Genomic DNA, 24604 nt, shown 5'->3' with positions numbered 1-24604 from the left:
ATTTAGTTTTATCTTGACTCGCTATTACCGTCCAGTTAAAGTTTGTTAATAGTACTTACACTACATCCCTCATGACTGATGCTAATAAAAAATCAGTCTATATTAGCTTTGTTTTATATACGTCGTATTTAGAAGGTATTCACTGCTCTTAAGTTTCAAGTCAAAACTGACATGGAAGTCAAAAACCGACATCGTTCACTCTGATATTAGACAAAAGATACAGAGCGAACCACAGTCTACAAACCTTTAGGTGATTTGAATGCGTATAGACATACCTATTTACTATGATCGGCTGCTGCAGAAACTTTCGAAACTGATCGTTTCACCTCGTTTATGCTTTACATATTTCCTGTTCCTCATCATTCTTACCTCTCTATTCATCACCGGTTGTACACAACGAGTCTGGAACAAGCCCATTGAAGACAAATCCACTGCTCGTTATGATTTCAATAACAACCTCCCAAAAAACTCAGACGAAGTCTTTGTCGTACTTGCCTTTTCCGGCGGTGGTACGCGGGCAGCAGCACTCAGCTATGGAGTGTTAGAAAAATTACGTGATACACCTGTGACTATCAATGGCGTAGAGCGCCGACTATTAGATGAGGTCGATGTCATCTCTTCGGTATCTGGAGGAAGCTACACAGCTGCTTATTACGGATTATTCGGTGATGATATTTTTGAGAAATTTGCACCACAATTCTTGTATGAAGACTGGCAGTCACGACTGATTAGACTTGCGTTACGTCCGCAAAGCCTGATAGCGATGAGCAGTTCTGAATATAATCGCGGAGATTTGGTGGCTAATAATTTAAACAACAGTCTATTTCAACAAAAGACCTTTGGTGACATGAGTCGTGGAAAGTTGCCTTACGTTATCTTAAATGCAAGTGATCTGAACAATGCCATGACTTTTTCATTTACTCAGCAGCAGTTCGATTTTTTATGTTCAGATTTATCGAGTTACCCAGTTGCCAATGCGGTAATGGCCTCTTCCTCAGTACCTGGTATCTTTGCCCCTATCGCCTTACATAATTTTTCTGATTGCCCGCAGCGATCTCAGCCTTGGGTTAATCAAGCCCTAAATCAAGACAGTCATTTACCGCGTAGTTACGCGATAGCGCGCGCGCTAGATAGGTACTCACAGCCAGAGCGTATGCCAGTAGTACGCTTGGTAGATGGCGGGGTGACTGATAATTTAGGCGTCCGCGGATCAATGATGAGTCCTGTGACCCAGTATGGTGATGTGCCTAATATGGCTGGTGCCTTCAGTCCTGCTAAATTGCGTAAAGTTAAGCAAGTACTAGTCGTTGTAGCCAATGCGCAGACTTACTCAGAACATGAGTGGTCGGTGGAAAATAAAGAGCCAAGTTTTCTTGATACCATTTCAGCGTCGAGCGAAGTCGCACTAGGTACACTAAATAACGAAACTGTCTCATTGGCCAAAAAAGAATTTATGCAATGGGGAGAGCATGTAAATGCTCAGCGGCCTGAAAATGCGCCTCAAGTTGAAGTACACTTTTCTGTATTGACCTTCGATCAAGTCAAAGATAAAACAGAGCGTGCAAAGTTCGATGCCATGCCCACCACCTTTCATTTACAACCTGATCAAGTAGATGATCTACGATACTTGGGTAACAACTTACTTGAACAATCTAAAGAATTTCAAAATTTCCGTCATGCTCTCCAGTGACCGCATATGCGTGACTGGTAGCATGCCAGCCTATACTTACCACATTTATCTATGCTCATCTCTGCCTATTATACCCACCCTATTTTTTCGAACTGAGTATTCGTAGCATGTTTATGGTTACAAGTAAAATTGAACGATTACTCAAAATTACTTGAATGACTGCTTCAGACGTTTTACTGTAGAAACAGTACATACTATAGTTTTAATACTTGGTAGGTAGTATACGATAATCTTAAAGATTACCTACGCCTTTTAATATCTTTAACATACATATAATCAGGTATCTGTCTCCAATGTATTACGACTGGATAATAAATAGAATCAAAAACGTTCAAAAAATAATGATAATTAAAACCTGAAAAAGGAATAACTACTATGAACAAATATATGGCTGGAATAATCGCTGCTTTTGTCGCGACCATCATTATGTCCCTACTCCTAATGCTAAAAAGTGTGGTAGGCCTGATGCCTGATTTGGACATTATCGCGATGCTGGCATCGATGATGGGCGGTAGTCATGTAGTAGCATGGATTGCTCACTTTATGGTGGGATCGATCGGCTATGGTATCGTCATGGCATTGATGGCAGGTACGGATAGAAGTAAGAACTTTACTCTGATTGGTGCGTTGGTAGGAGCACTTGGTTGGTTCATGATGATGATTGCTATTATGCCTATGATGGGCAATGGGTTATTTGGTTTATCAATGCCAAGCGGCATCATGATTCCGATCGCTACTCTTATGCTACATCTGGTATTTGGCGTAGTATTGGGTAAAGTTTATACTAAGCTTGTTGGCGCACACTAAAAACTTAGAAACCAACTATCTACAATAATAACTGATTAAAGATCGCTATTAAAAATCAACATTAAAAGTATAGATTCAAGTACATTTGGAATTATTTAAAATAAGCTGCTAACGATGACTTTTACAAAACAGGCCATCATTAGCAGTTTTTTATTTTCTGCAGCTTTTTTTATAGCTCTCTTAAATCATCTACGACAGCCAGCATTGCTATCAGTGACGCTTCTCCTAATTTGATAGAGCGCTCTGGCGACCACCCCATCTCTTCATCAGGCAGGTTGTCATTATCTTTAAATGGCATCTCTAACGTATTAGCGAGGCAATCAAAATGCTCTGCCACCCAATTGGTAGCAACGGTCATATTGGCAGTACCCGGTGCATCAACGTCATAGCCAATCTCAGACTGGAAGTCGGCGCTGGCTAATTTTAATACCTCTGAAAATCTATCACGTAGACCAGCCAGACGATCACTATAGCTTGGCGTCCCTTGTGAGCCAGCGAGGAAGACGTATGGCAATGCTTCATCACCATGCACATCATAAAATAGATCCACGCCTGTCGCTTTCATTTTATTAATCACATGAAATACTTCAGGGCTTTTTTCTAAGCTTGGGTTTTGCCATTCACGGTTTAAATTGGTTCCAGCAGCGTTAGTACGCAAGTGACCACGTACACTGCCATCTGGGTTCATATTAGGGACCACATAAAAATTGGCTTTGTCTAATAGCTGTCTGCCTGTCGCATTATCACTATCTAACAAGCTATACAACAAACCCTCGATGAGCCATTCAGCCATCGTTTCACCTGGGTGCTGACGGGCAGTAATCCATATATTACGCTTGTGGGCAGCTCCATCACCAATTTTGACTAAAGTTAGGTCACGTTTATCAAGCGTTTCGCCCAAATGCTCTAATGTCACTAGCGGATGCACTTGCACAGCGGCCAATAAATCTTGGTGACGCTCATAGCTATAAGGCGCAAAATAAGCAATTTGCATGGTTTCGCATTCTAACTCTGCCACGATGGTCAATTTTCCATCTTTATAAGACGTTGGTAGACGGAACCAATGCTGACGATCACAAGAACCTACTGCTTGGTAATCTTCCCAACCTTCCAGATAAGACGACTCACCTGCGTTCAGAATATTGAGAACATGCTGCTCTCCTATTTGACCTGATAGACGAAAATTAAACCATTGAAAAAACTCTCCGCCAACATCTGGACGAATCGCTAGTTGAATATCTTTTTGATCATCTGCATTGATAACGTCAATGTTGCCTGCATCAAAATTCGCCGTGATATACATAGTTATTCCCTAATTGATTTTTATGATTCTGTTTTAAATATTATGTCCATAATAGACTTACCATTTTACCTACTGTTTTTTTGATAACTTTTACTTTTATCTAATAGAACAGACATACGTTTACTTGGTCATTGCAGACTAATTTTCAAGGTATTCACTTTATAATCTCTGTATCGCATATATTTAAGAAAACTACTGGTTAAAGACTTAAATAAAATTGCTAATAGCTTGAAACATAGAGACATAAAAAAGCCACGACACATCATATATCGCAGCTTTTGGCTCAAGAAAACGTAAGCGATCTGATTTGACGATTAAATCCAACCTTCTTCTAGCAGATGCTCAGTATTACTGACTTTAAATTCATTGCATAAATCATAGAACGCCATTGGATCTTCTACATTGTCGAGCAACTCTCGTTTATGCAGTGCTACAAACAATGCTAACGCATACGCCGCACTATGAATAGATTTTTTAGGATTAAAAGTAATATCAGTAAACCCTTGATATTGTATTACTTCCTCATGCAGCTGAGGGTTTTGCTTGAGCGCATTAACATATAGCCAGTCATAAAACGTCGTCAAAGGCTCTACGCCCCACTCCATACCAAAATAATTGTAGCCAATAAGCTCCCCTGACGTCGTTAATCGTTCATCTTTTCTGGCTTGTCTTGGCGCTACAGTTAACAAATCAAGATAAGGACCACCATCTTCAAAGACCATACTGGCTTGAAAGACATTTTCGACACTATATGAGTTGCCATCATGCTCATCGGTAATCTTTAAGCTAAACGGACTTAGCGGAAAGCTCAGCTTATTACCAGATTTGCTAGACAGCTCTAACACTTGCTTAAACCCATACTTTTTACGTATAACTTGATGTAAGTCATTGATGGTTTTTTTCTTTTGTTTGCTAGAAAATCCCACATGCCGTTCAACTCTAACCATGTCTGTTTTTACTAGATTGTCACTGTTGACTTTGGGCATGAATACAGGTTTATGCTCTACAGCGTTCTGTTCTTGTTCCATAGTAATGTGCCTTGATATCAATAGTTTTGTATAAAAAATTTGTTGTAACTGTGCTGACTTCACATGATTTTGACGACGTACTCTGTCATTGTTAGCGTTATTTATTATTGGTTTTTGTTCGCTAGCAGTCAAACACGGTGATTTCATCAAGAGTTATCAAACCCTATCAGCGCTCGCGAGGAAGTTTATCTTATTATCCGTCATTTATCCTGCCCTATTTTAGAATTAATGCATTCATACATCCAACAATAAACCATAATCGAGCTATTTTAGACTTAACGACAAGTATCAGACGCTACTATAAATATGTTTGTAAATATTAAAGAAAACCGCTTGACCTTACCATGATGTCAACCTATATGCTGTCGCTATAGATTTGAAAATAGAATTAAAAACGACAGAGGTTGTTATGAAAACAAAAAATACCGAAACCCCTACCCATCAAGAAGTTCTGAGCATTGAAGGCATGAGTTGTGCCTCTTGTGTCGGGCGCATCGAAAAACAATTAAAAAAGATTGAACACGTGGAAAACGCTGAGGTAAACCTTGCCACTGAACAGGCGACGGTATACGCCTCTCAGCCTTTAGATGTTACCCAGTTAAACACAGCGGTAGAACGCGCAGGCTATAAAGTAACGCCAATTAAACCGATTGAGCTATCAATAGAAGGCATGAGCTGTGCTTCTTGTGTTGGACGCGTTGAAAAATCTCTAAAGAAAATATCAGGCGTACAACAAGCCAGCGTCAATCTTGCGACCGAACGAGCCTTGGTACAAGCGAACACCCAAATCAACACAGATGATCTGATTGAAGCCGTTAAAAAGGCGGGCTATGAGGCCAAACTGGTAAAACCAGATCAAGGTGAGCAACAGGAAAAGAAAACCTCGGAGCAAAAGCAGCTCAAACGAGATTTAGGTCTGTCTGTCCTGTTGTCATTGCCCGTATTCATTTTATCAATGGGATCGCATATGATTCCCGTCTTTCATACATGGGTGGTGAATAACCTCGGTACTCAGCAAAGTTGGCTGATACAATTTGTATTAACCACACTAGTATTACTCTTTCCAGGGCGCCGCTTTTATCAAAAAGGCATGCCAGCCTTATTGCGTTTTGCCCCCGATATGAACTCGCTAGTGGCAATTGGTACCATCGCGGCTTATGGGTTCTCTCTCATAGCAACCTTTATGCCGCAAGTCCTACCTGACGGTACGGTACATGTCTATTACGAAGCCGCTGCTATGATTGTGAGTTTAATTTTATTGGGCCGTTATTTTGAGGCAAAAGCCAAAGGCCGCACTTCTGAAGCCATTCAACACTTGGTAGGTATGCAGGCAAAAACAGCTCGTGTACAGCAAGATGGTAAAGTCGTCGAAATCCCTGTCGAAGACATCACCGCACAAATGACAGTTGAGATTCGTCCAGGTGAGCGTGTCCCTATCGATGGCGAGGTGATTGATGGTCACAGTTATATCGATGAGTCTATGATTACGGGCGAGCCGGTTCCGGTAAAAAAACAAGCTGGCGATCAAGTGGTCGGCGGTACTATCAACCAAAATGGTACTGTGAATATCCACGCAACAGCCATCGGTGAAGACTCTGTGCTGGCGCAAATCATTCGTATGGTAGAACAAGCCCAAGGCTCTAAACTACCGATTCAAGCATTGGTGGATAAAGTCACCATGTGGTTTGTACCAACGGTGATGTTCTTGTCCGCGCTGACTTTTATCGTTTGGTTGATTTTCGGCCCTGATCCTGCATTAACCTTTAGTTTAATTAATGCCGTTGCGGTACTTATTGTTGCTTGCCCTTGTGCAATGGGATTGGCCACCCCTACCTCTATTATGGTGGGTACAGGGCGCGGTGCAGAGCTGGGTGTGTTATTCCGTAAAGGTGAAGCACTACAGTCACTACAAGAAGTGAGCGTGGTTGCCGTTGATAAAACAGGGACGTTGACCGAAGGCAAACCTACATTGACAGACTTTCAAGTTCAGCAAGGGTTTGAAAAAGAACAAGTCTTACGTGTGCTAGCGTCAGTTGAAGCAAAGTCTGAGCATCCAATTGCACTGGCTATTGTGCAAGCCGCAGAGCAACAAGACATTCAATTACTCCCTGTTACTAACTTTGAGGCGATGACAGGCTTAGGGATTCAAGCAAGCGTATCAGGACAAGTGATTCACATTGGTGCAGATCGTTACATGCAGCAACTGGGGCTTAATGTCGCACCTTTTGAGCAGGATGCGCTACGTTTGGGGCAAGAAGGTAAAACCCCTATTTATATCGCGATAGATGAGCAGTTGGCCGCTATTGTTGCCGTTGCCGATCCTATTAAGGAAACGACTCATACTGCCATCGCAGCATTACATCAGCTGGGCTTAAAAGTAGCCATGATTACCGGCGACAATCGCCATACCGCACAGGCTATTGCCAACAAATTAAATATCGATCAAGTAGTAGCAGAAGTATTACCCGAAGGGAAAGTAGATGCGATACGTAAGCTACAAGAACAATATGGCCAAGTAGCATTTGTGGGCGACGGTATCAATGATGCTCCTGCACTTGCCCAATCTGATGTTGGTTTAGCGATTGGCACAGGTACAGACGTGGCCATTGAAGCTGCTGAAGTTGTACTCATGTCAGGTAGCCTACAAGGTGTACCTACCGCGATTGCCTTAAGTAAGGCGACTATCAGCAACATCAGACAAAATCTGGCTTGGGCGTTTGTCTATAATGTCGCTTTGATTCCGATTGCGGCAGGCGTGTTATATCCCGCGTTTGGTATATTGCTATCGCCCATTTTTGCGGCTGCCGCCATGGCACTGTCTTCTGTATTCGTACTAGGTAATGCGCTACGCTTGAAGTATTTCAAAGCACCTACTATTACAGAGTAAATATAGAATCGTAAAGCATATACATATAGGGTTTAGATACACAGATTATTTAAACCCTTTTGTTATTTAAGTCCCTTTTCAAGTTAGAAGGATAGTTATGAATATTGGTCAAGCATCAAAGCAGTCAGGCATCTCCTCAAAAATGATTCGCTACTATGAGCAGATTGGTTTGTTAGAAACGGTGCATCGCTCGGATGCAGGTTATCGTTTGTACTCTAAAGAAGATATAGACGACTTATGCTTTTTAAGACATTCTCGTGACTTGGGGTTCTCATCCAAGCAAATGAAAGAGCTACTGTATCTGCGCAAAAACACCAATCGTCAGAGCGCGGATGTGAAGCAGTTAACACAAGAGCATATAGAAACATTAAATCAAAAAATTGCTCAATTGCAGGAGATGGTTGACGCTCTACAGAACTCTTTTGATAACTGTGCAGGCGATGATAATGCAGATTGCGCTATTTTGGAGGATCTTGGGCAAGCTAGATAGAGGGAATATATCAGCTATACCTTTGTATATCGCATCTCCGTATAGTTTTGAGAACATGACACTTGTATAAAGTAAGTCAATTAACTTACAATAGTATTGTTAATAAGTTTTGTTAAGTTAACTTATCATAACGTATCAATATCTGTTCGATTCAGATCAATACTCCCTGTGCAAGACTTATGTAATGAATCTACCATGACCTCAAAACACACTCACATCGTACGACGCCGCACCGCACTGTCGGCGAGGGTGATGTGGACGGGCATGTTGCTTGCTTGTTTTGCATGGTTGATACATGCGTCGCCATTTTTAGCCACGCTATGGGATAGCAGTATTGATGAAGTTGATAATCAACATCACCCTCATTTAAATCATGATTTTCATGTTGAGCTGGCGACAATCATCTCTGCGGTTGAACAGTATGAGCGAATCAAAGCCGATATTGCTCAAACCAATCGCACATCACCTCATGACAGTGCTGCCCACCAGTTATATTTTTATGATACATCTACTTCTGAATCGCCATCCACAGTAGCTGACGCAGAGTCGAGGGCTATCGACGTCACTGTTTCACCAGCGACAGCACCAAACTTACAGCATCACGTTAGCACTCAAAGCTCCGAGTCCAATAATGGACATCACAGTCGCTGTAACCTCTGTACAGCAGTGGCGCCAGCGCTCCTTCCCTCTCTTATTAAGTTAAACAAACCTTCTCTGATTGAGCCTATCACTACCATAATGGCCATAATATCCGATGAGGCGAGTTCCTGTGTCGCTAGCTTCGTTCGGCCATTATCACGTGCACCGCCTCCTATCCTGCAAACATAATCAGTCAATACTATAGGCATTCAACTTTTGATGTTTGATTGTCAGCTTCGTGCTGTCGATACTTTACCTCAGATATCAGACGCAGAAGCATCGAACATAAAAATGTTGAATCACCGCTATGACTGATAACCGAAAATACAATCCCTTTTATCACGTGTTTTTCAAAGTTTTCAGGACAGAATACTATGCAACATCTATCAAAAAGTACGGCACCTGCATTAAGACTTAGCGTTTTGGCAGTGGCGGTGTTTCAAATCAGTAGCGCATACGCGCACAATGGCGAAGATCATTCTAATGATGATATGCCAATGGCTTACCTGCCAGCTATTACCGTGGAGGCAAGCGCGTCAGGCGCCAATAGTCTAGGTACTTCTGCGACGCTTAATCAACATGATATCGACAATAAACAAGTAGCGACCAGCGATACTGCAACCATATTAACCAAAATCCCTGGTATTAATGTGCAAAGCGCAGGTGGCATCTCAAACCTACCAGTGATTAGAGGGCTGGCTGATAACCGTCTGCGCATCTTAGTAGATGGTGTCGACTCAATTGCCTCTTGTCCAAACAGCATGAACTCACCCCTATCCTACATCTCACCGAGTGCGGTCGAAGAAACCACTGTCTATGCAGGCGTCCCACCCGTGAGTGTCGGTGGTAATAGTATCGGCGGCACCATTGTCGTAGAGTCAGCAGAGCCAACATTCTCAGAAGACAGTACCATTGTGACCTCAGGTGAAGTTGGTGCGTTCTATCGCAGTAACGGCAATGGCTACGGCGCCAACGTTGAAACCACCATCGCTAATGACGCATTAAGCCTGTCGTATAAAGGCAGCTATGCAAAATCAGACAATTACGATGCTGGTGGTGACTTTAAAACTTATACTGATGCAAGTGGCAGCGGTCAAAGTTTGGCAAAAGATGAAGTTGGCTCGACTGCTTTTGAGAGCCAAACTCAGTCTGTCGATGTGGCTTATAAAAATGGGGATCATCTGCTACAAGGTACCTACCTATGGCAACACGTGCCAGAAGAGCTGTACCCAAACCAGCGTATGGACATGCTAGACAACCAGCTCGACAGAGTGAACCTGCGCTATAAAGGTGAGTTAAACTGGGGTCAGTTAGAAGCACAGGCTTATCACGAAGACGTCGAACACTATATGAACTTTGGTGAGGACAAACAGTTCTTATATGGCACCGCTGCTGGCATGCCGATGTATACCGACAGTGAAACCATCGGTGCTAACCTTAAGGGTATCGTTGATTTAACTGACCAAGGTACGGTAACCCTAGGCGCTGAGTATCAAGACTATACACTCGATGACTTATGGCCCGCCTCTGGTACTGGCATGATGGGGCCTAATGAGTTTCAAAATATCAATAATGGCGAACGCGAACGTATCGGTGTTTATGCTGAGTGGGAAAAACAAATAGCCCCAAAATGGACCACACAGCTAGGCGCTCGTTACGAAAACGTACGCACCAGTGCTGATGAGGTCAGTGGCTACAACTCAATGGTGATGACCAACCAAGGCCGCGATAGCGCCATCTTTAATGCCAGTGACCGTAGCACCACTGACAATAATGTCGACGCCACTGCCATTGCACGCTACGATATGAGCGACAACAGCTCTATCGAATTTGGGGCTTCGCACAAAGAGCGCACCCCTAGCCTATACGAGCGGTATACATGGTCGACATGGGGCATGGCCTCTATCATGAATAACACTGTGGGTGATGGTAATGGATATTTCGGTGATCCTGATCTAAAACCTGAAAAATCTAATACGCTATCCATGACATTTGACTGGCGTGGTGCTGATGATAACTGGGGCATAAAAGCAACGCCTTATTACTCGCACATCGATGATTACGTTGATGCCGTACAGTGGGATTCAGCAAACAACACTGCCGCAACCACTCAGACAGCCAATCAATATAACGTGATGCGTTATACTAACCAAGATGCCAGGATATACGGCATCGATATCACAGCGGACCGCGACTTAGTATCCAACGCTTGGGGTGATTGGGGACTGGCTGGATCACTGAGCTACACCAATGGCAAAAACAAAGATACAGGTTCTCATCTTTACAATATCATGCCACTCAACGCCAGTATTGCCCTCAATCATGAAAACAATAACTGGAAAAACCAAGTTGAAGTGATTGCTGTAGCCGCTAAAAATAAAGTATCAACGCCACGTAACGAGATTAAAACCGCAGGTTACGGTTTATTGAATCTGAGCACTGGCTACCAATGGGATGCGGTTAGCGTTGAGGCAGGTATTGATAATGTGTTGGACAAAAACTACGCATTGCCACTGGGCGGGTCTTATATGGGTCAAGGCAGCACTATGGGCATCAATAACGAGCTAACTACCGGCTCCAATTGGGGCACTGCCGTACCTGGCGCGGGTCGTTCGTTTTACGTGGGCGTCAACTATAAATTTTAATTAGAAACTCGCGTTTTATCATCAAATCACTACCTCTATAAAGAAGCCAAAATATAATGGGTTTGGCTTCTTTTTTAATATTAAGCGTAAAAAAACCCTTCAAGCATCAGTTGTCGCTTAAAGGGTTTTCTATTTCAATTTAGCTAAAACTACATTAATTACCTTTAACTGCGGGCCAACTCGAAGATAGGCTGTCCGTATTCAACATTCTGACCACTTTCAACTAAGACTGCCGTGACAATACCTTCTTTATTGCTAATCACTGGCTGCAAACGTGTCAATTCAACAATAAAGCAGATGGTTTGACCTTTTTGAATATGGTCGCCTTCTTTGACTAGGTTGTCTGTTGTGTCATCTTCACTTAAGTAGATCTGCCCTACATAGGTTGCAGATACTTGTACGGCATCACTACTTTGCTGTTCTGGCTCATGAGTAGCTGTAGTGTATATAGGATTGGCGCTGACATTACTCTGCTCGCCTAAACTATTCACCACCTTGATAGATTGACCATTATCTGCAATCGTGACTTCGTGCAACTGACTACTCTCAACCATTTTGACCACACGTGCTATTTGCTCTATATCCATCATAAACTCCTTAAATTAATAGTTAACTCATACCTAGATATTTAGCAATGGTCATGGCACTCAGAATACTCATAACGATGGCGATTAACCAGCCAAATGCTGCAATCCAAATCGGATGCTTATAATTGCCAACGATATTTTTTCTGTAGGCGGCAATCAGGATGATTATCATGGCGATAGGCAATACCAAGCCATTTAGTGTACCAACCAATACCAATACTTGGGCAGGTTTACCGATAGTCGCAAACACCAGTGTCGAGACAACAATAAAGCCAATAATGAAGTAGCGTTTGTGCTTCTCAATAAACGGATGAAAGTTGGTCATAAAGGACACAGAGGTATAAGCAGCACCAATAACTGAGGTCACAGAAGCTGCCCAAATTACCATACCAAAAATAACCTTACCAGCGTTTCCTAAGATATACTCAAAAGGCGACATCGCTGGGTTAGCAGGATCCAATGCAAAGCCTTGAGACACTACACCTAATACCGCAAGGAATAAAAATACGCGGATTACAGAAGCAATTAAGATACCCGAAACTGAGCTTCTGGTGACTGAGCCTAAATTTTCTTCTCCGCTCACACCCGCTTCTAATAAGCGATGCGCACCCGAGAAGGTAATATAACCCCCAACCGTACCACCTACTAGTGTCACGATAGCGACGGCATCAATCTTGTCCGGCATGATGGTCTTACTGGCGGCTTCTGCTAGTGGCGGATCAGACTTAAAGACCACATAAATAATCAACACAATCAGGATAAAGCCCATTAACTGAGCAAATTTATCCATCATAGGGCCCGTTTCTCGGCCCAAAAAGATAGCAACGGCAATCACACCACTGATCAGCGCACCCGTGATAGGTGATATGTTGAACATGGACTGCATACCAAGTCCAGCCCCGCCAATATTACCAATATTGAAAGCAAGACCACCCGCAATAATCAGGAAAGCGAGCAAATAACCGACACCAGGAAACACCAAGTTGGCGATTTCCTGTGCACGTTTTTTGGAGACAGCAACGATGCGCCAAACGTTTAGCTGAACGCCAATGTCCATGATAATAGATATTAAGATAACAAAACCGAAACTTGCCATGAGACTTTCGGTGAATGTGGCGGTTTGGGTCAAAAATCCTGGCCCTACCGCTGATGTCGCCATCAGAAAAGCCGCGCCTAAAATGGCGGTATTGTGTTTTTTTAGAGTACTCATAAATATCCTTGATCTGTATGAGGTTGTTTAATTGTTAGGGGGCGGATATTTATTTAGCAGATATAGTGATACCTTTGAGCTCTAGTTGTTTTTTGATTTCTTGTGCAAATAAAATAGCATGTTCGCCATCACCATGTAGGCAGATACTTTGTGCTTCTACTGGTACGGTTTGGCCACAAACACTGGTGACCGTCCCTTCAGTAATCATCTGCAACACATGCTTAACCGCATCATCTGTGTCGGTTATCAGGGCGTTGTCTTTGCTACGAGAGACCAGCGAGCCGTCTTTTTCATAGTTTCTATCGGCAAACACTTCTGATATGGCTTCTAAACCATGCTTCTTAGCTGATTTAACCAAATAGCCGCCGGACAAACCCATGACCTTTAGGCTTGGATCAAATCGTTTGATTTCACTTACCAAGATGTCTGATAAATCTTCATCAATAGCGGCTTGGTTGTATAGCGCACCATGCGGCTTTACGTAGTCCAAAGTCACACCGATCAAATCACAAAGCGCTTTGGTTGCACCCAGCTGGTATGCTAACAAGGCACGATATTCAGATTCGCTTAATGGCTCATGAATACGGCCAAAGTTTTCTCTATCGTTTAGACCAGGATGCGCGCCTACGCTCACGTTGTTTTCTTTGGCCAATTGCAACGTGGCTAGCATTTCGCTATAGGAACCTGCGTGAAGACCACAGCAGACGTTGGCTGAACTGACTATCTTTAGTAACTTATCATCTTGCCCGCAGCCTTCTGCCACATCAGCATTTAAATCAATTTTCATTGGCATACTCCTTTATTTGATCGATATAGTGTTGTCTTTTTTGCTGTTCCTTTAACGCTTGCTCTAATGACACAACGACGAACTGGCAAGCTTTGCCAAACCTAATCTGCGCCATCAGACCTATGTCAGCATTGATAACGGTTGCAATTTTTGGATAGCCGCCCGTCGTTTGCCCATCTGCCATCAAAATAATCGGTTGCCCTTGCGGTGGCACCTGAATCATACCCATATCGACACCATGTGAGCTCATTTCTACGGGCTTACTAAATTCAAGCGCTGTTGCCCCTTCTAAACGATAGCCCATACGGTTACTACTGGTTTGTAGTTTCCAAGGCTGGGCCTCAAACGCTTGTTGCGATGACTCAGTGAAGCAATCATATTCGCTACTCTTTATCACTCTAATGGCATCGGTTGGGACAATGCGGGCAACACCAATCACAGGCAGGTTTGATCCGGTTTTTACCGTTAAGCTGTCATCAGCTTTTAGATATCGGCCGTCGAATCCGCCAAATTCGGCTTTTAGATTGGTACTGACTGACTGTAATACTGGCTCAACATCAAAGCCACCATGCACACATAAATAGGTATACATACCTTGTAACGGACGCAAAAGCTTGAGCGTCTGCCCAGCGGTCGCATTGATACGCCAATAGCAAGGAACACGCTTGTCGTCTAAATACGCTTCATATAAAGCGCCTGTTAAACAAAAACTGACGCTTTCCTCAAACTGTATGCTTAGCTCACCGAGGGCTATTTCAATAGCAGGTTCGTTTGCCTCGTTTTTCATCAAAGCGTTACCAGCTTGTAGCGCCCAGTTGTCCATCACGCCATTTCTACCCACACCCATGCTTCGGTAACCCAGTCGTCCCGAATCTTGAATACTGGCAAGAGCATTTGCGGTTAAAATTTTCATCGATACCACCTGTTTATTTGTCTCTTTGATTGATGCATCTTTTATTTATCGCTTATTGATGAATATCAATCGCTTTAAATGTCAAAGTATCGCCTGCGTTTAGCAAGGTCGGTGAGTTCTTGGCTAAATCAAATAAAGCAATATCAGTCTGACCTAGTAGCTGCCAACCGCCTGGAGAATCAAAAGGATAAACCCCTGTCTGCTCGCCGCCGATACCCACTGAGCCTGCTGGCACTTGGGTTCTAGGAATGGCATGCCTTGGGAAGTATAATGACTCAGACAAGCCGCCAAGATAAGGAAATCCTGGCTGAAAACCGATGAAGTAAACGGTATAAGTGGCTTTAGTATGTAGATCGACGACGGCTTCAACTGAGAGGTTTAAATCATTCGCCATGGCCGCTAGATCGGGGCCATATTTGCCACCGTAATGCACGGGTATCTCGACGTGCTTACCTTGGATGGTTTTTGAAGGGATGTCATTGAGCAGTTCTGTAAGCTTATCTCTAAAAGCAGTTAGCTCAGCCCAAGTCAATGGCACGGTAAATACACTGAGCGTATTCATACCAATCACCACTTCGATGACTTCTGGCATTTTTTGGATACTGTCTGATAAAGCCCAGCATTTTTGTTGTTTTTCTAAGGTGGTCGGTTTAGGGAAAAACAACGCTAGATTGGTTTCACTGCATATTTGCCATTGTAGTTCCATTAGCACGCACTCCATTACTTTTTAACTAAATTTGGCTTTTATTTCGGTATAGATTAAAGACATAAGAAAGAGATTATTTATATATTGTCTTGTATCCACTCTTCTAAATAATGAATGCTCATTTGACCCTGACAAAACACTTCATCTTTAAACAGACGTTGATGCAAACCAATATTGGTATCAATGCCCGTAATTTGCGCCTCCGATAGTGCCGCACGCATTTTTTCTATCGCTTTTTCTCTTGAGCGATCTTGTACACAGATCTTGGCAATCAGACTGTCATAAGATGGCGGCACGGTATAGTTTGACTCAGCATGGCTATCTACTCTGATACCAAATCCTGCTGGCATATGGCAGTAGTCTATGCGTCCAGCATTTGGCAAAAACGTCTGCGCGTTTTCAGCATTAATACGGCATTCAAAGGCATGTCCGGTAATGGCGATATCGCTTTGCTTATATGCCAGTGCGAGCCCTGCCGCTACTCTTATTTGCTCCTGCACGATATCGACACCCGTCACCATCTCAGTAATGGTGTGTTCAACCTGCACACGGGTATTCATTTCGATAAAGAAGAACTCGCCATTTTCGTATAAAAACTCAAACGTACCTGCGCCTCTATATTGCATTTGCTCGCAAGCGGTGACACAGGCTTGACCAATTGTGCGGCGCTGCTCTTCGGTAATACCGGGTGCTGGGGCTTCTTCAATGACTTTTTGATGACGGCGCTGCATCGAGCAATCACGCTCACCTAAATAAATCGCATTACCATGGGTATCGGACATGACTTGTACTTCGACATGGCGAGGTGCTTGTAGATATTTTTCAAGATACACGATGTCGCTACCAAAATTGGCTTTGGCCTCTGTTTGCGTCATAGAGATAGCAGAGAGTAAATCGGCTTCTTTTTCGACCACGCGCATACCACGCCCGCCGCCGCCACTCGCGGCCTTAATAATGACTGGATAACCAACGTCACTCGCCATTTTGATAACTTGCTCTGAATCAGCAGGCAAAGCGCCATCAGAACCCGGCACACAGGGCACGCCCGCCATAGTCATTTGCTTTTTGGCTTCAACCTTGTCACCCATATTTCTGATGTTGTCAGCCGTTGGGCCGATAAACACGAGACCTGAGTCTTCAACCAAAGCGGCAAAATCAGCGTTTTCAGACAAAAAACCATAGCCCGGATGGATGGCCTGCGCATTGGTAATTTTTGCCGCAGAAACCAGCGCTCTTTGATTCAGGTAGCTGTGGGTGGCGTTGGCAGGTCCGATGCATACTGCTTCATCGGCTAGGCGTACGGGTAACGAGTCTTTATCAGACTCAGAGTGAGCAATGACAGATTGAATACCTAGCTGCTTACAAGCTCGGATGATACGTAGCGCAATCTCGCCACGATTGGCAATTAAGATTTTTGTGAACATGTTTATTCCCTTAAATATATAGTGTCAAATACAGTTTTTGTGCAGCGTCCATACAATATTGAGCAGCTTTAACTGCCTGGCGCTATAATAAATAAGGGCTGTGCATATTCTACGACATCACCTTCATCGATCAGAATCTCTTGAATCGTACCATCAGCTTCTGCCTTTACCTCATGCATCATCTTCATGGCTTCAATGATACATAGCGTCTGCCCTGCTGTTACCTGATCACCTACCTTAAAGAACACTTCAGCTGACGGCTCAGGACGAAGATAAAAAGTACCAAGCATAGGCGCCAATACTTGTAATGAAGCGCTAGAGGAATTGGCGACCTCTGTGGTCATTGTTTCATTAATAGAGTGGTTGTCTGCACTGCTATTATTAGCAATGTTATTATGGGATTCTGCCGTTTGTGAATCTGATTGAGAAATTTTCGAGTGGGAAGTATTGCCAATATGATTACTGCTTTCATTGCCATTGGCCTGACAAACGATAGAGATACGAGCATCACCATCAGTCACTTCTAGCGTTTGTATATCAGCATTTTCTGCGATCTTGATCAGCTTTTCTAAATCCGTAAAATTAATATTCATATGATTGGCTGTTCCATTAGAGTGAATAATTATGTTTTATAAGAACTTGTGCGATGTAAAAATAGATACTTAGATACTTGCAATGTAATTTATATAGCTAGAGTCTTACTTTTGAGCATTTTTTATTTAACGGTATGGGCATTAAAGTTATAAAACTGCCAAATCTTCATCCTTTGGGTCACAGATAAACATATGTCCTGGAGCATGTGTGATCATAAGTTCTGGCCTACTGGTCATTGCAATACTTTGAGGCGTTACGCCGCAAGCCCAAAACACAGGTACTTCACCCTCCTCTAGGCGTGATTCATCACCAAAATCAGGCGTATGAACGTCTGTTATGCCAATGACGCTAGGGTCTCCGATATGGACAGGCGCGCCATGTACTTGAGGGAATCGAGAAGTGGCTTGAACGGCTCGGGTGATTAATGGATAAGGTATCGGCCGCATGCTGACCACCATTTTTCCATGAAACTGTCCTGCAGGCTCGGTTTCTATGTTTGTGATATACATTGGCACATTGTGATTGTCTTCGATGTGCCTGATAGGAATAGACGCATTTAGCATGGCAGACTCAAAGGAAAAACTGCATCCTAAAAGAAAGCAGACCAAATCCTCTCGCCAATAGTCTTTTAAATCTGATACCTCAGCCACTAACTCGCCGTATTTATATACTCGATACTTTGGGACATCAGATCTCAAGTCTGCGCCTTTTGCCATGAGACGTGGCTCTGCGCTACCGACATCAGTAACATCCAAAACAGGACAAGATTTTGGGTTTCTTTGTGCAAACAATAAAAAATCATAGGCCAAATTTTTGGGCACTATGACTAGGTTTGCTTGTATATGACCTTTACACATGCCAGACGTCGACTTGTTAAGTTCATTGTTACTGATTAACGCTCTGACCTCCATCGGGGACATATTTGCTAAATCTAACATGATTACAACCTCTTACGTTTTATTATTTTTAGCAGATAAAAGTTTATAATCTGTTTTATATTAGTATAGTTATTTATGATTTTATTTCATATATCGAGAACTATAATTATCGTTATGTAACTTATCAGAACAATTTCGATATGACAAGATATGAATACAGAAAAATGCGATGAACATGATGATTGATCTTATTGAACACACAGTTAAGGATACAAATTAAACTATGAATAATGTCAAAAAAAAGGGCTCAAGCGTCGAGCGAGTTTTACAAATCGTAGAAGTATTGGCCAGATCTCCTAAGCCTATGGGAGTTATTGATTTAGCAGAAACATTGGACATCCCTGTACCTAGTATGTACCGATTGTTAAATCAGCTACAACCGCTTCAATTTGTCCAGTTAGATTTGCATGGAAAAGTAACCTGCGGAAAAAGAACACATGACCTAGCTTTAGACTTATGGAAAAACAGTCCTTTTAAAGCGGAAAGATTGGCGATATTACAACAGCTTTCCGTTAAAATTGGTGAGTCGGTAGGGATTGCGGTGTTGCAAGATTTAGAAGTGGTATATATCGATCGTGTGATATTTGACTGGCCTGTCCAAATACAATTACCTACTGGAACCAATGTACCTATCTGGGCCTGTGCCAGTGGTAAATTATTATTGACGCAGTTGGCTGATAATAAATGCGAGCGTATTGTAGAAAAACTATCGATACAGGCGCTCACGACTCGTACTCAGACTGACAAAAAACAATTAATGACGTCCATTGCTGAAGTACGTAATACACAGATAGGGACAGATAATGAAGAGTTTATTCCTGGTATGGTCGCCTGTGCTGTCCCAATTCCGAATGGTGACCAGCCCGCATTCGCCACGGTATTTACTCATAGTCCTACCGTCAGAAAATCTTTGGATGAGCTACTGAGTTATGTGCCTGTCATGCAAGAGGCGGCCAACGAGTTATCTGTTGTTTTCAATCATAAATATGATGAGTAGCATGTCATAATATGCTATGACTCTTGTATCTCAAGCCTCTTAGGCCTTGATGTGAATATGAATGTAATGCGATTGTAGATAGCACACTTCCATTACATCAACGCTCACTTCCTACTTTTATTTTCTCAACCAAAAAGTCGATAGCTGCTTTTACTTTTGGCACGAGATAGCGCTGCTTTTGATACAGCAGATACACGGCCATATCAGCATGTTGCGTAATCGCTAACGGATGCTCAAATTTAATCTCCTGTAATGCGCCTGACTCAAGATACGATGACAATGCCCAGTAGGTAGACATTAAGATACCTTCACCATTACAGGCTTTTTTTGCCAGCCATGGTCCGTTGTTTGAGATCGCAACTGCTGGCCCCGAAATATCATGCCATTGGTCATCCACATGGCATAGCCAAGGCGTTGGCCCGTTTGGCGCTTTAAAATACAGTCCTTTATGTTCTTTTAATTCCATCACGTGACTGGGTACACCATATACTTTCAGGTAACTGGGCGACGCGACTGGTATAAACCCATTGTCCATGAGCCTAATAGCAATCACTCGCTCATTTGGTGCGTAACCACCGCGAATCGCAATATCGACATCGTCACGCCCTAGTGCAGACAGCTCATCACTGAGACTGACATCCAATACAATCTCTGGGTACAACTTACCAAACTCATCTAACAATGGCAGTAGTATCTTTTCACCAAAACCCACCATCGAGCTGATTCGCAAGCGACCCATGGGCGTAGTCTGGTAACTGCGCACCGTTTCTTTGCTTTGCTCTAGCTGGTTCAATATGTGCTGCATATCATTGTAATAAACCTGCCCTACTTCAGTCAGCTTTACGACTCGGGTCGAACGCTTCAATAATGTCGCGCCCAAACTTTTTTCCAAATCAGATACTCGTCTAGATAATGATGATGGTGGCACTTTGAACGCACTTGCTGCCTTAGTAAAACTGCCTGTTTCAGCAACTTTGCTAAAATACCGTATGGCACGTAATTGATCCAACTGACCTCTCCATTAAGTAAATAGTTTAGTATTTTCGCCTTATTATTGTCTTAAAAGCAATAGTGATTCACGTTATTCCTTATATATAACCACATTAAAACCAGTAATAATGTGGTTAACTTGAACGTCGCAATTAAAATACGATTAAAAATAACTTTTATGTCAACAATGGAAGAATGACTTATGATTACTTTGCACGGTTTTGCAGCAAGCAACTATTACAACATCGTTAAACACGCTCTTTTATATAAAGGCATTCCGTTTCAAGAAGACCTTTTATACGCCGGTAGTGACGACCTATTAACCGTCAGCCCAGTCGGTAAAGTGCCTGCTATCACAATGCCTGATGGATTTAACCTGTCAGAATCGAGCGTGATTTGTGACTTCCTTGAGGAAACATATCCAGAAAAGCCGCTCTACCCGAACAATGCAGCAGAACGCGCGGCTGTACGTCAAATTATGAAAATAGCAGAGCTGTATTTTGAGCTACCAAGCCGCCGCCTGATTCCTTATGTATTTTCTGGTACTCAAGCACCAGACGCAATCAAAGACGAAGTACGCCAAGTATTAAGCCGCGGTATTGTTGCTATGAATCGCTTATGTAAATTTTCTCCTTGGATTGCAGGCGAGCACTTCACCATGGCTGACATCTATGTGCATTACGTCAATACTATTGTCAACGCTTTTGGATCAACTCAGCTGGAGTGGGATGTACTAGCAGAAGTAGACGGCATGAAAGAATGGAACAAAGCCATGGGTGAAACCGACATTGCAAAAAGTGTTCAGGCAGATAGCCAAGCAAACATGCCTGAATTTATGCAACACGTGACTGCTCAAATTAAAGCCGCAAACGCTAAATAAAATGTGAGCTAATAAAAATTAGCCACATTAAGAGAACTACCAAAACTCAATAATCTAAAAAACGACCAATACCGTCAAGGAATTGGTCTAAAAAATCTAACTATTCGCAGGAGCAAACCTTATGACTGATAAAAATATCCAACTGACCTCAACCATCAGTGAAGACAACAAACTAACATTGGCTTTACAAGACATTGATATGCCGCAGCCAGGTGCTGACGAAGTCGTGGTTCGTATTGAAGCCGCACCGTTGAACCCATCTGATTTAGCGGTTCTGTTTAGTGTCGCTGACATGTCGACTGCGGCGCAATCTGGTACAGACGAGAATCCAGTTATCACCGCTGACGTGCCAGCTAAGTTCATGCCATCTGTCAAGACTCGCGTTGGCAAAGACACACCAGTCGGTAACGAAGGCGCTGGTACAGTCGTCGCAGCAGGATCATCTGATGCTGCCCAAGCATTGATGGGTAAAACGGTTGCGGTCATCGGTGGTGGTACGTATCGTCAATATCATTGCGTCAATGTACAGAGCTGCTTGGAACTAAAAGAAGGTACCACAGCCAAAGAAGGCGCCTCTTCTTTTGTGAACCCGCTGACTGCTCTAGCTATGGTCGAAACTATGCGCGCTGAAGGTCACAAAGCCATCGTACATGCCGCAGCCGCTTCTAGTCTTGGTCAAATGCTAAACCGTATCTGTATGGCTGATGGCGTAGACCTAGTAAATATCGTCCGTAGAGACGAGCAAGAGACGCTATTGCGTGATATGGGCGCAAAATATGTGGTCAACTCAAGCAGCGAGACGTTCCTTGCTGACTTAACAACAGCGATTGCTGAAACAGGCGCGACAATTTCGTTTGACCCTATCGGTGGTGGTCAGCTAAGCAGTGATATTCTTAACTGTATGGAAGCCGCTATCACTCGTGATGTAGAAGAATACAGCGTCTATGGCTCTAACACATTTAAGCAAGCCTACATCTACGGCGCACTAAACCGTGGCCCTATTACCCTAAACCGTAACTTTGGTTTTGCTTGGGGCGTAAATGGCTTCCTACTGTTCAATGCGCTAGGCAAACTGGGCACTAAAACCGTCGTTAAGATGCGCCAACGTGTGGCTGATGAAATCACTACCACGTTTGCAAGCAGCTATACGCATGAAGTGACATTGGCTGAAGTACTACATTTACAGTCAATCGCTGCTTATGGTAAGCAAGCAACTGGCGAGAAGTATTTGATTACGCCTCAGGTTTAATAACACCTAGAAAGTTGTTGTAATTTAGGATGTAGCAACTTCTTCATAGACTGATTTTCGATATAGAAAAGCAGATACTGTTAACGGTATCTGCTTTTTTTGTACTTAATTATTATTAAGCCGTGTTAGTAAAAGGCGGTAGCTCAGCTTTTTTGAATACTGACTCTGTGAATATTGATACTTTTAATATAGCCTCTTTGAATACTTCTTATTTGAAAATTAAAGCATTCTTGTAGTTACATGGCTTCTTTGTGATAATTAGCATTCATGTACCCTAACTTTTAAATAAAAATATTAGACAATTAAACTATCTACTTTTTGAGAGATTACTATGAAAAACACAACAAAAATAATGATGGCATCCACGCTTGTGATGAGCGCACTTGCGACTGGCTGCCAAACGACGACTAACACTACCAAGCCAGCCGTACAACCAATCACAACAGAGACATTAGAGGCGAATAACTGGCGTCTTATAGATGCCAAGCTTAATAACGGAGACTTGGTTGAGGCGTTATTTTTTGATCCATCAAGACCATTAACGCTGGACTTTATGACTGTTGAAGGCCGCAATATGGTGAGCCTTATGAATACTTGCAACAACATGAGCGCGGGATACAGTTTGGCGAATGGCGAGGTAGAACTAAGCGCAATCAGAAGTACTCGAATGGCCTGCCCTGAACACTTAGCAAAGTTTGATAGTGCTGCCGTTACAACAATACAAGGCAAATACAGCTTTGGTGAAAACAGCGATAACATGCCTGTGTTAATCGTCACGAATGACAACCAAACAGCTCACTTTAAAGCAGTCCCTAAAACGAATACACCTTGAGTACTGCATATATAGCTCTACCTTAAAATTATGAAAAATGCCTCACTATAAATTAGCGAGGCATTATTTATATCAACAAACTGCTAGCCTCAACATCAGTAATAAAAACTGCTTTAAGCCATTTCATGAAGCATTAAAAACAAGTATCTAAATCAATCATAACAAGGATATATCATGTCGTTTATTAAATTTTGCACTTTGGCACTCATTGCCACATCTTCTCTAACTGCGTGTAGCAGTCATAACCAAACCAACTCGAATGATAAAACAAGTATTAGCCAGATTGAAGACAACAACTCGTTCATAAACACTCTAAAACCAAGCAGTACTGAAGCGATAATCGGTCAAGTAACGGGTGTTATTTCACAAGACAGAAATCAGCAAAAAGTTACTATCGTAGACCAAGATGGAAAGTCCTATACCGCATCTATTAGCAAAGCCAATTTTGGTCAGCAGAATGCTTATCAAATGCAAAAATTGGCGATAGGTGACTATATAGAAGTTAAAGGTGACATAGAAGTAACAGGCGAGCAGTCAAAGCCAGATGGTGAGCGTCAGCTAACTGTACATGCCATGCCATATGTATTACGCAAAATCATCGTCGCTGACCATCAAGTAGACTGTGTAGGCGTCGCGCCACAATCATGCCTCCTAACCAAGCCAGCTGACCAAGTGGGTAGTCAAACAGATTGGCAGTATAGATATAGTGGTATAAAAGGTTTTGATTATGAGCCTGATTATGAGTATACCTTGCTTATAAAAAACACAGCCGTTGCTATGCCGCCTGCTGATGCGTCATCAGTGCAGAGCAAGCTGATAAAAGTCATCGAAAAGAAAAGAACCCAGCCTTAGTAACTGAGGCATAACTCTTCTAAACAGACAAGCAGCCACACGATTAATTGTTATCATTGTTCAACCTATGGTTGCATCTCACGCTTATTCCGCCTAGTATTTCGCTCCTTTACATAACACTATTTTTAAAAATAGCACCTCAACAGGTTTGTCTAC

At 42.7% G+C, this 24604-nt stretch carries 22 protein-coding genes; 11 read left to right on the top strand and 11 right to left on the bottom strand.

Annotation, left to right across the window (positions count from 1 at the left end; genetic code table 11):
* Nucleotides 1-259: 259 nt before the first annotated feature.
* Entirely contained in the window at nt 260-1690 is a 1431-nt protein-coding gene (locus tag ACT3QR_RS02630; protein WP_444519831.1) for a patatin-like phospholipase family protein, read from the top strand.
* Between the two features lie 375 nt (nt 1691-2065).
* Nucleotides 2066-2497 (top strand): DUF6789 family protein, encoded by a 432-nt coding sequence (locus ACT3QR_RS02625; protein ID WP_444519830.1) that lies wholly within the window; start codon nt 2066-2068, stop codon nt 2495-2497.
* A gap of 169 nt (nt 2498-2666) precedes the next feature.
* Here the strand turns inward: ACT3QR_RS02625 and ACT3QR_RS02620 are convergent, their stop codons facing one another.
* A complete protein-coding gene (locus tag ACT3QR_RS02620; protein WP_444519829.1) occupies nt 2667-3800 on the bottom strand; it encodes a M14 family metallopeptidase in 1134 nt (377 codons plus the stop codon).
* 314 nt (nt 3801-4114) lie between these two features.
* Nucleotides 4115-4828, bottom strand: coding sequence for a DarT1-associated NADAR antitoxin family protein (locus ACT3QR_RS02615; RefSeq protein WP_444519828.1), 714 nt, complete (start codon nt 4826-4828; stop codon nt 4115-4117).
* A gap of 409 nt (nt 4829-5237) precedes the next feature.
* Between ACT3QR_RS02615 and ACT3QR_RS02610 the strand changes: the two genes are divergently transcribed.
* From ACT3QR_RS02610 to ACT3QR_RS02595, 4 genes are all read left to right on the top strand, one after another.
* On the top strand, nt 5238-7715 hold the full coding sequence (locus tag ACT3QR_RS02610) for a heavy metal translocating P-type ATPase (RefSeq protein WP_444519827.1): 2478 nt from the start codon (nt 5238-5240) through the stop codon (nt 7713-7715).
* Between the two features lie 97 nt (nt 7716-7812).
* A complete protein-coding gene (gene cueR / locus ACT3QR_RS02605; RefSeq protein ID WP_444519826.1) occupies nt 7813-8205 on the top strand; it encodes a Cu(I)-responsive transcriptional regulator in 393 nt (130 codons plus the stop codon).
* Between the two features lie 195 nt (nt 8206-8400).
* Nucleotides 8401-9033: a hypothetical protein gene (locus tag ACT3QR_RS02600; protein WP_444519825.1), complete on the top strand. Its 633-nt coding sequence runs from the start codon at nt 8401-8403 to the stop codon at nt 9031-9033.
* A 185-nt stretch (nt 9034-9218) separates the two neighbouring features.
* On the top strand, nt 9219-11489 hold the full coding sequence (locus ACT3QR_RS02595) for a TonB-dependent receptor (RefSeq protein WP_444519824.1): 2271 nt from the start codon (nt 9219-9221) through the stop codon (nt 11487-11489).
* Nucleotides 11490-11653: 164 nt separating this feature from the next.
* Here the strand turns inward: ACT3QR_RS02595 and ACT3QR_RS02590 are convergent, their stop codons facing one another.
* The 8 genes from ACT3QR_RS02590 to ACT3QR_RS02555 all read right to left on the bottom strand — a co-directional run bounded on the left by ACT3QR_RS02590 (nt 11654) and on the right by ACT3QR_RS02555 (nt 18648).
* Nucleotides 11654-12079, bottom strand: coding sequence for an acetyl-CoA carboxylase biotin carboxyl carrier protein (locus tag ACT3QR_RS02590; protein ID WP_444519823.1), 426 nt, complete (start codon nt 12077-12079; stop codon nt 11654-11656).
* A 19-nt stretch (nt 12080-12098) separates the two neighbouring features.
* A complete protein-coding gene (locus tag ACT3QR_RS02585) occupies nt 12099-13286 on the bottom strand; it encodes an NRAMP family divalent metal transporter (protein ID WP_444519822.1) in 1188 nt (395 codons plus the stop codon).
* 49 nt (nt 13287-13335) lie between these two features.
* Nucleotides 13336-14073 carry a 5-oxoprolinase subunit PxpA gene (gene pxpA / locus ACT3QR_RS02580; protein ID WP_444519821.1) on the bottom strand — a complete coding sequence of 246 codons (738 nt, stop codon included), beginning with the start codon at nt 14071-14073 and terminating at the stop codon, nt 13336-13338.
* Entirely contained in the window at nt 14063-14986 is a 924-nt protein-coding gene (locus ACT3QR_RS02575; RefSeq protein WP_444519820.1) for a biotin-dependent carboxyltransferase family protein, read from the bottom strand. The genes pxpA and ACT3QR_RS02575 overlap by 11 nt, the downstream gene beginning before the upstream one ends.
* Nucleotides 14987-15038: 52 nt before the next feature.
* On the bottom strand, nt 15039-15692 hold the full coding sequence (gene pxpB / locus ACT3QR_RS02570) for a 5-oxoprolinase subunit PxpB (protein ID WP_444519819.1): 654 nt from the start codon (nt 15690-15692) through the stop codon (nt 15039-15041).
* A gap of 77 nt (nt 15693-15769) precedes the next feature.
* Entirely contained in the window at nt 15770-17116 is a 1347-nt protein-coding gene (gene accC, locus ACT3QR_RS02565; RefSeq protein WP_444519818.1) for an acetyl-CoA carboxylase biotin carboxylase subunit, read from the bottom strand.
* Nucleotides 17117-17184: 68 nt separating this feature from the next.
* Nucleotides 17185-17709, bottom strand: a complete 525-nt coding sequence (gene accB, locus ACT3QR_RS02560; protein WP_444519817.1) for an acetyl-CoA carboxylase biotin carboxyl carrier protein — start codon at nt 17707-17709, stop codon at nt 17185-17187.
* A 147-nt stretch (nt 17710-17856) separates the two neighbouring features.
* On the bottom strand, nt 17857-18648 hold the full coding sequence (locus ACT3QR_RS02555; RefSeq protein ID WP_444519816.1) for a putative hydro-lyase: 792 nt from the start codon (nt 18646-18648) through the stop codon (nt 17857-17859).
* Nucleotides 18649-18871: 223 nt separating this feature from the next.
* On the opposite strand from ACT3QR_RS02555, the gene ACT3QR_RS02550 reads away from it, so the two are divergent.
* Nucleotides 18872-19645: an IclR family transcriptional regulator gene (locus ACT3QR_RS02550; RefSeq protein WP_444519815.1), complete on the top strand. Its 774-nt coding sequence runs from the start codon at nt 18872-18874 to the stop codon at nt 19643-19645.
* Between the two features lie 97 nt (nt 19646-19742).
* On the opposite strand, the gene ACT3QR_RS02545 is transcribed toward ACT3QR_RS02550, so the two are convergent.
* Nucleotides 19743-20654, bottom strand: a complete 912-nt coding sequence (locus tag ACT3QR_RS02545) for a LysR family transcriptional regulator (protein WP_444519814.1) — start codon at nt 20652-20654, stop codon at nt 19743-19745.
* 183 nt (nt 20655-20837) lie between these two features.
* On the opposite strand from ACT3QR_RS02545, the gene ACT3QR_RS02540 reads away from it, so the two are divergent.
* From ACT3QR_RS02540 to ACT3QR_RS02525, 4 genes are all read left to right on the top strand, one after another.
* Entirely contained in the window at nt 20838-21515 is a 678-nt protein-coding gene (locus tag ACT3QR_RS02540) for a glutathione S-transferase family protein (RefSeq protein ID WP_444519813.1), read from the top strand.
* Nucleotides 21516-21636: 121 nt separating this feature from the next.
* The gene (locus ACT3QR_RS02535) at nt 21637-22764 is read left to right on the top strand and encodes a zinc-binding dehydrogenase (RefSeq protein WP_444519812.1); all 1128 of its coding nucleotides are present in this window, start codon (nt 21637-21639) and stop codon (nt 22762-22764) included.
* Between the two features lie 331 nt (nt 22765-23095).
* Complete coding sequence (locus ACT3QR_RS02530) at nt 23096-23596, top strand: META domain-containing protein (protein ID WP_444519811.1); 501 nt, start codon at nt 23096-23098, stop codon at nt 23594-23596.
* A 174-nt stretch (nt 23597-23770) separates the two neighbouring features.
* Nucleotides 23771-24448, top strand: coding sequence for a DUF4377 domain-containing protein (locus ACT3QR_RS02525; protein WP_444519810.1), 678 nt, complete (start codon nt 23771-23773; stop codon nt 24446-24448).
* The last annotated feature ends 156 nt before the right edge of the window (nt 24449-24604 follow it).

Source organism: Psychrobacter sp. AOP7-B1-25, assembly GCF_052376195.1.
Classification (GTDB): Bacteria; Pseudomonadota; Gammaproteobacteria; order Pseudomonadales; family Moraxellaceae; genus Psychrobacter.
This window is presented reverse-complemented; position numbering and strand designations above follow the sequence as displayed.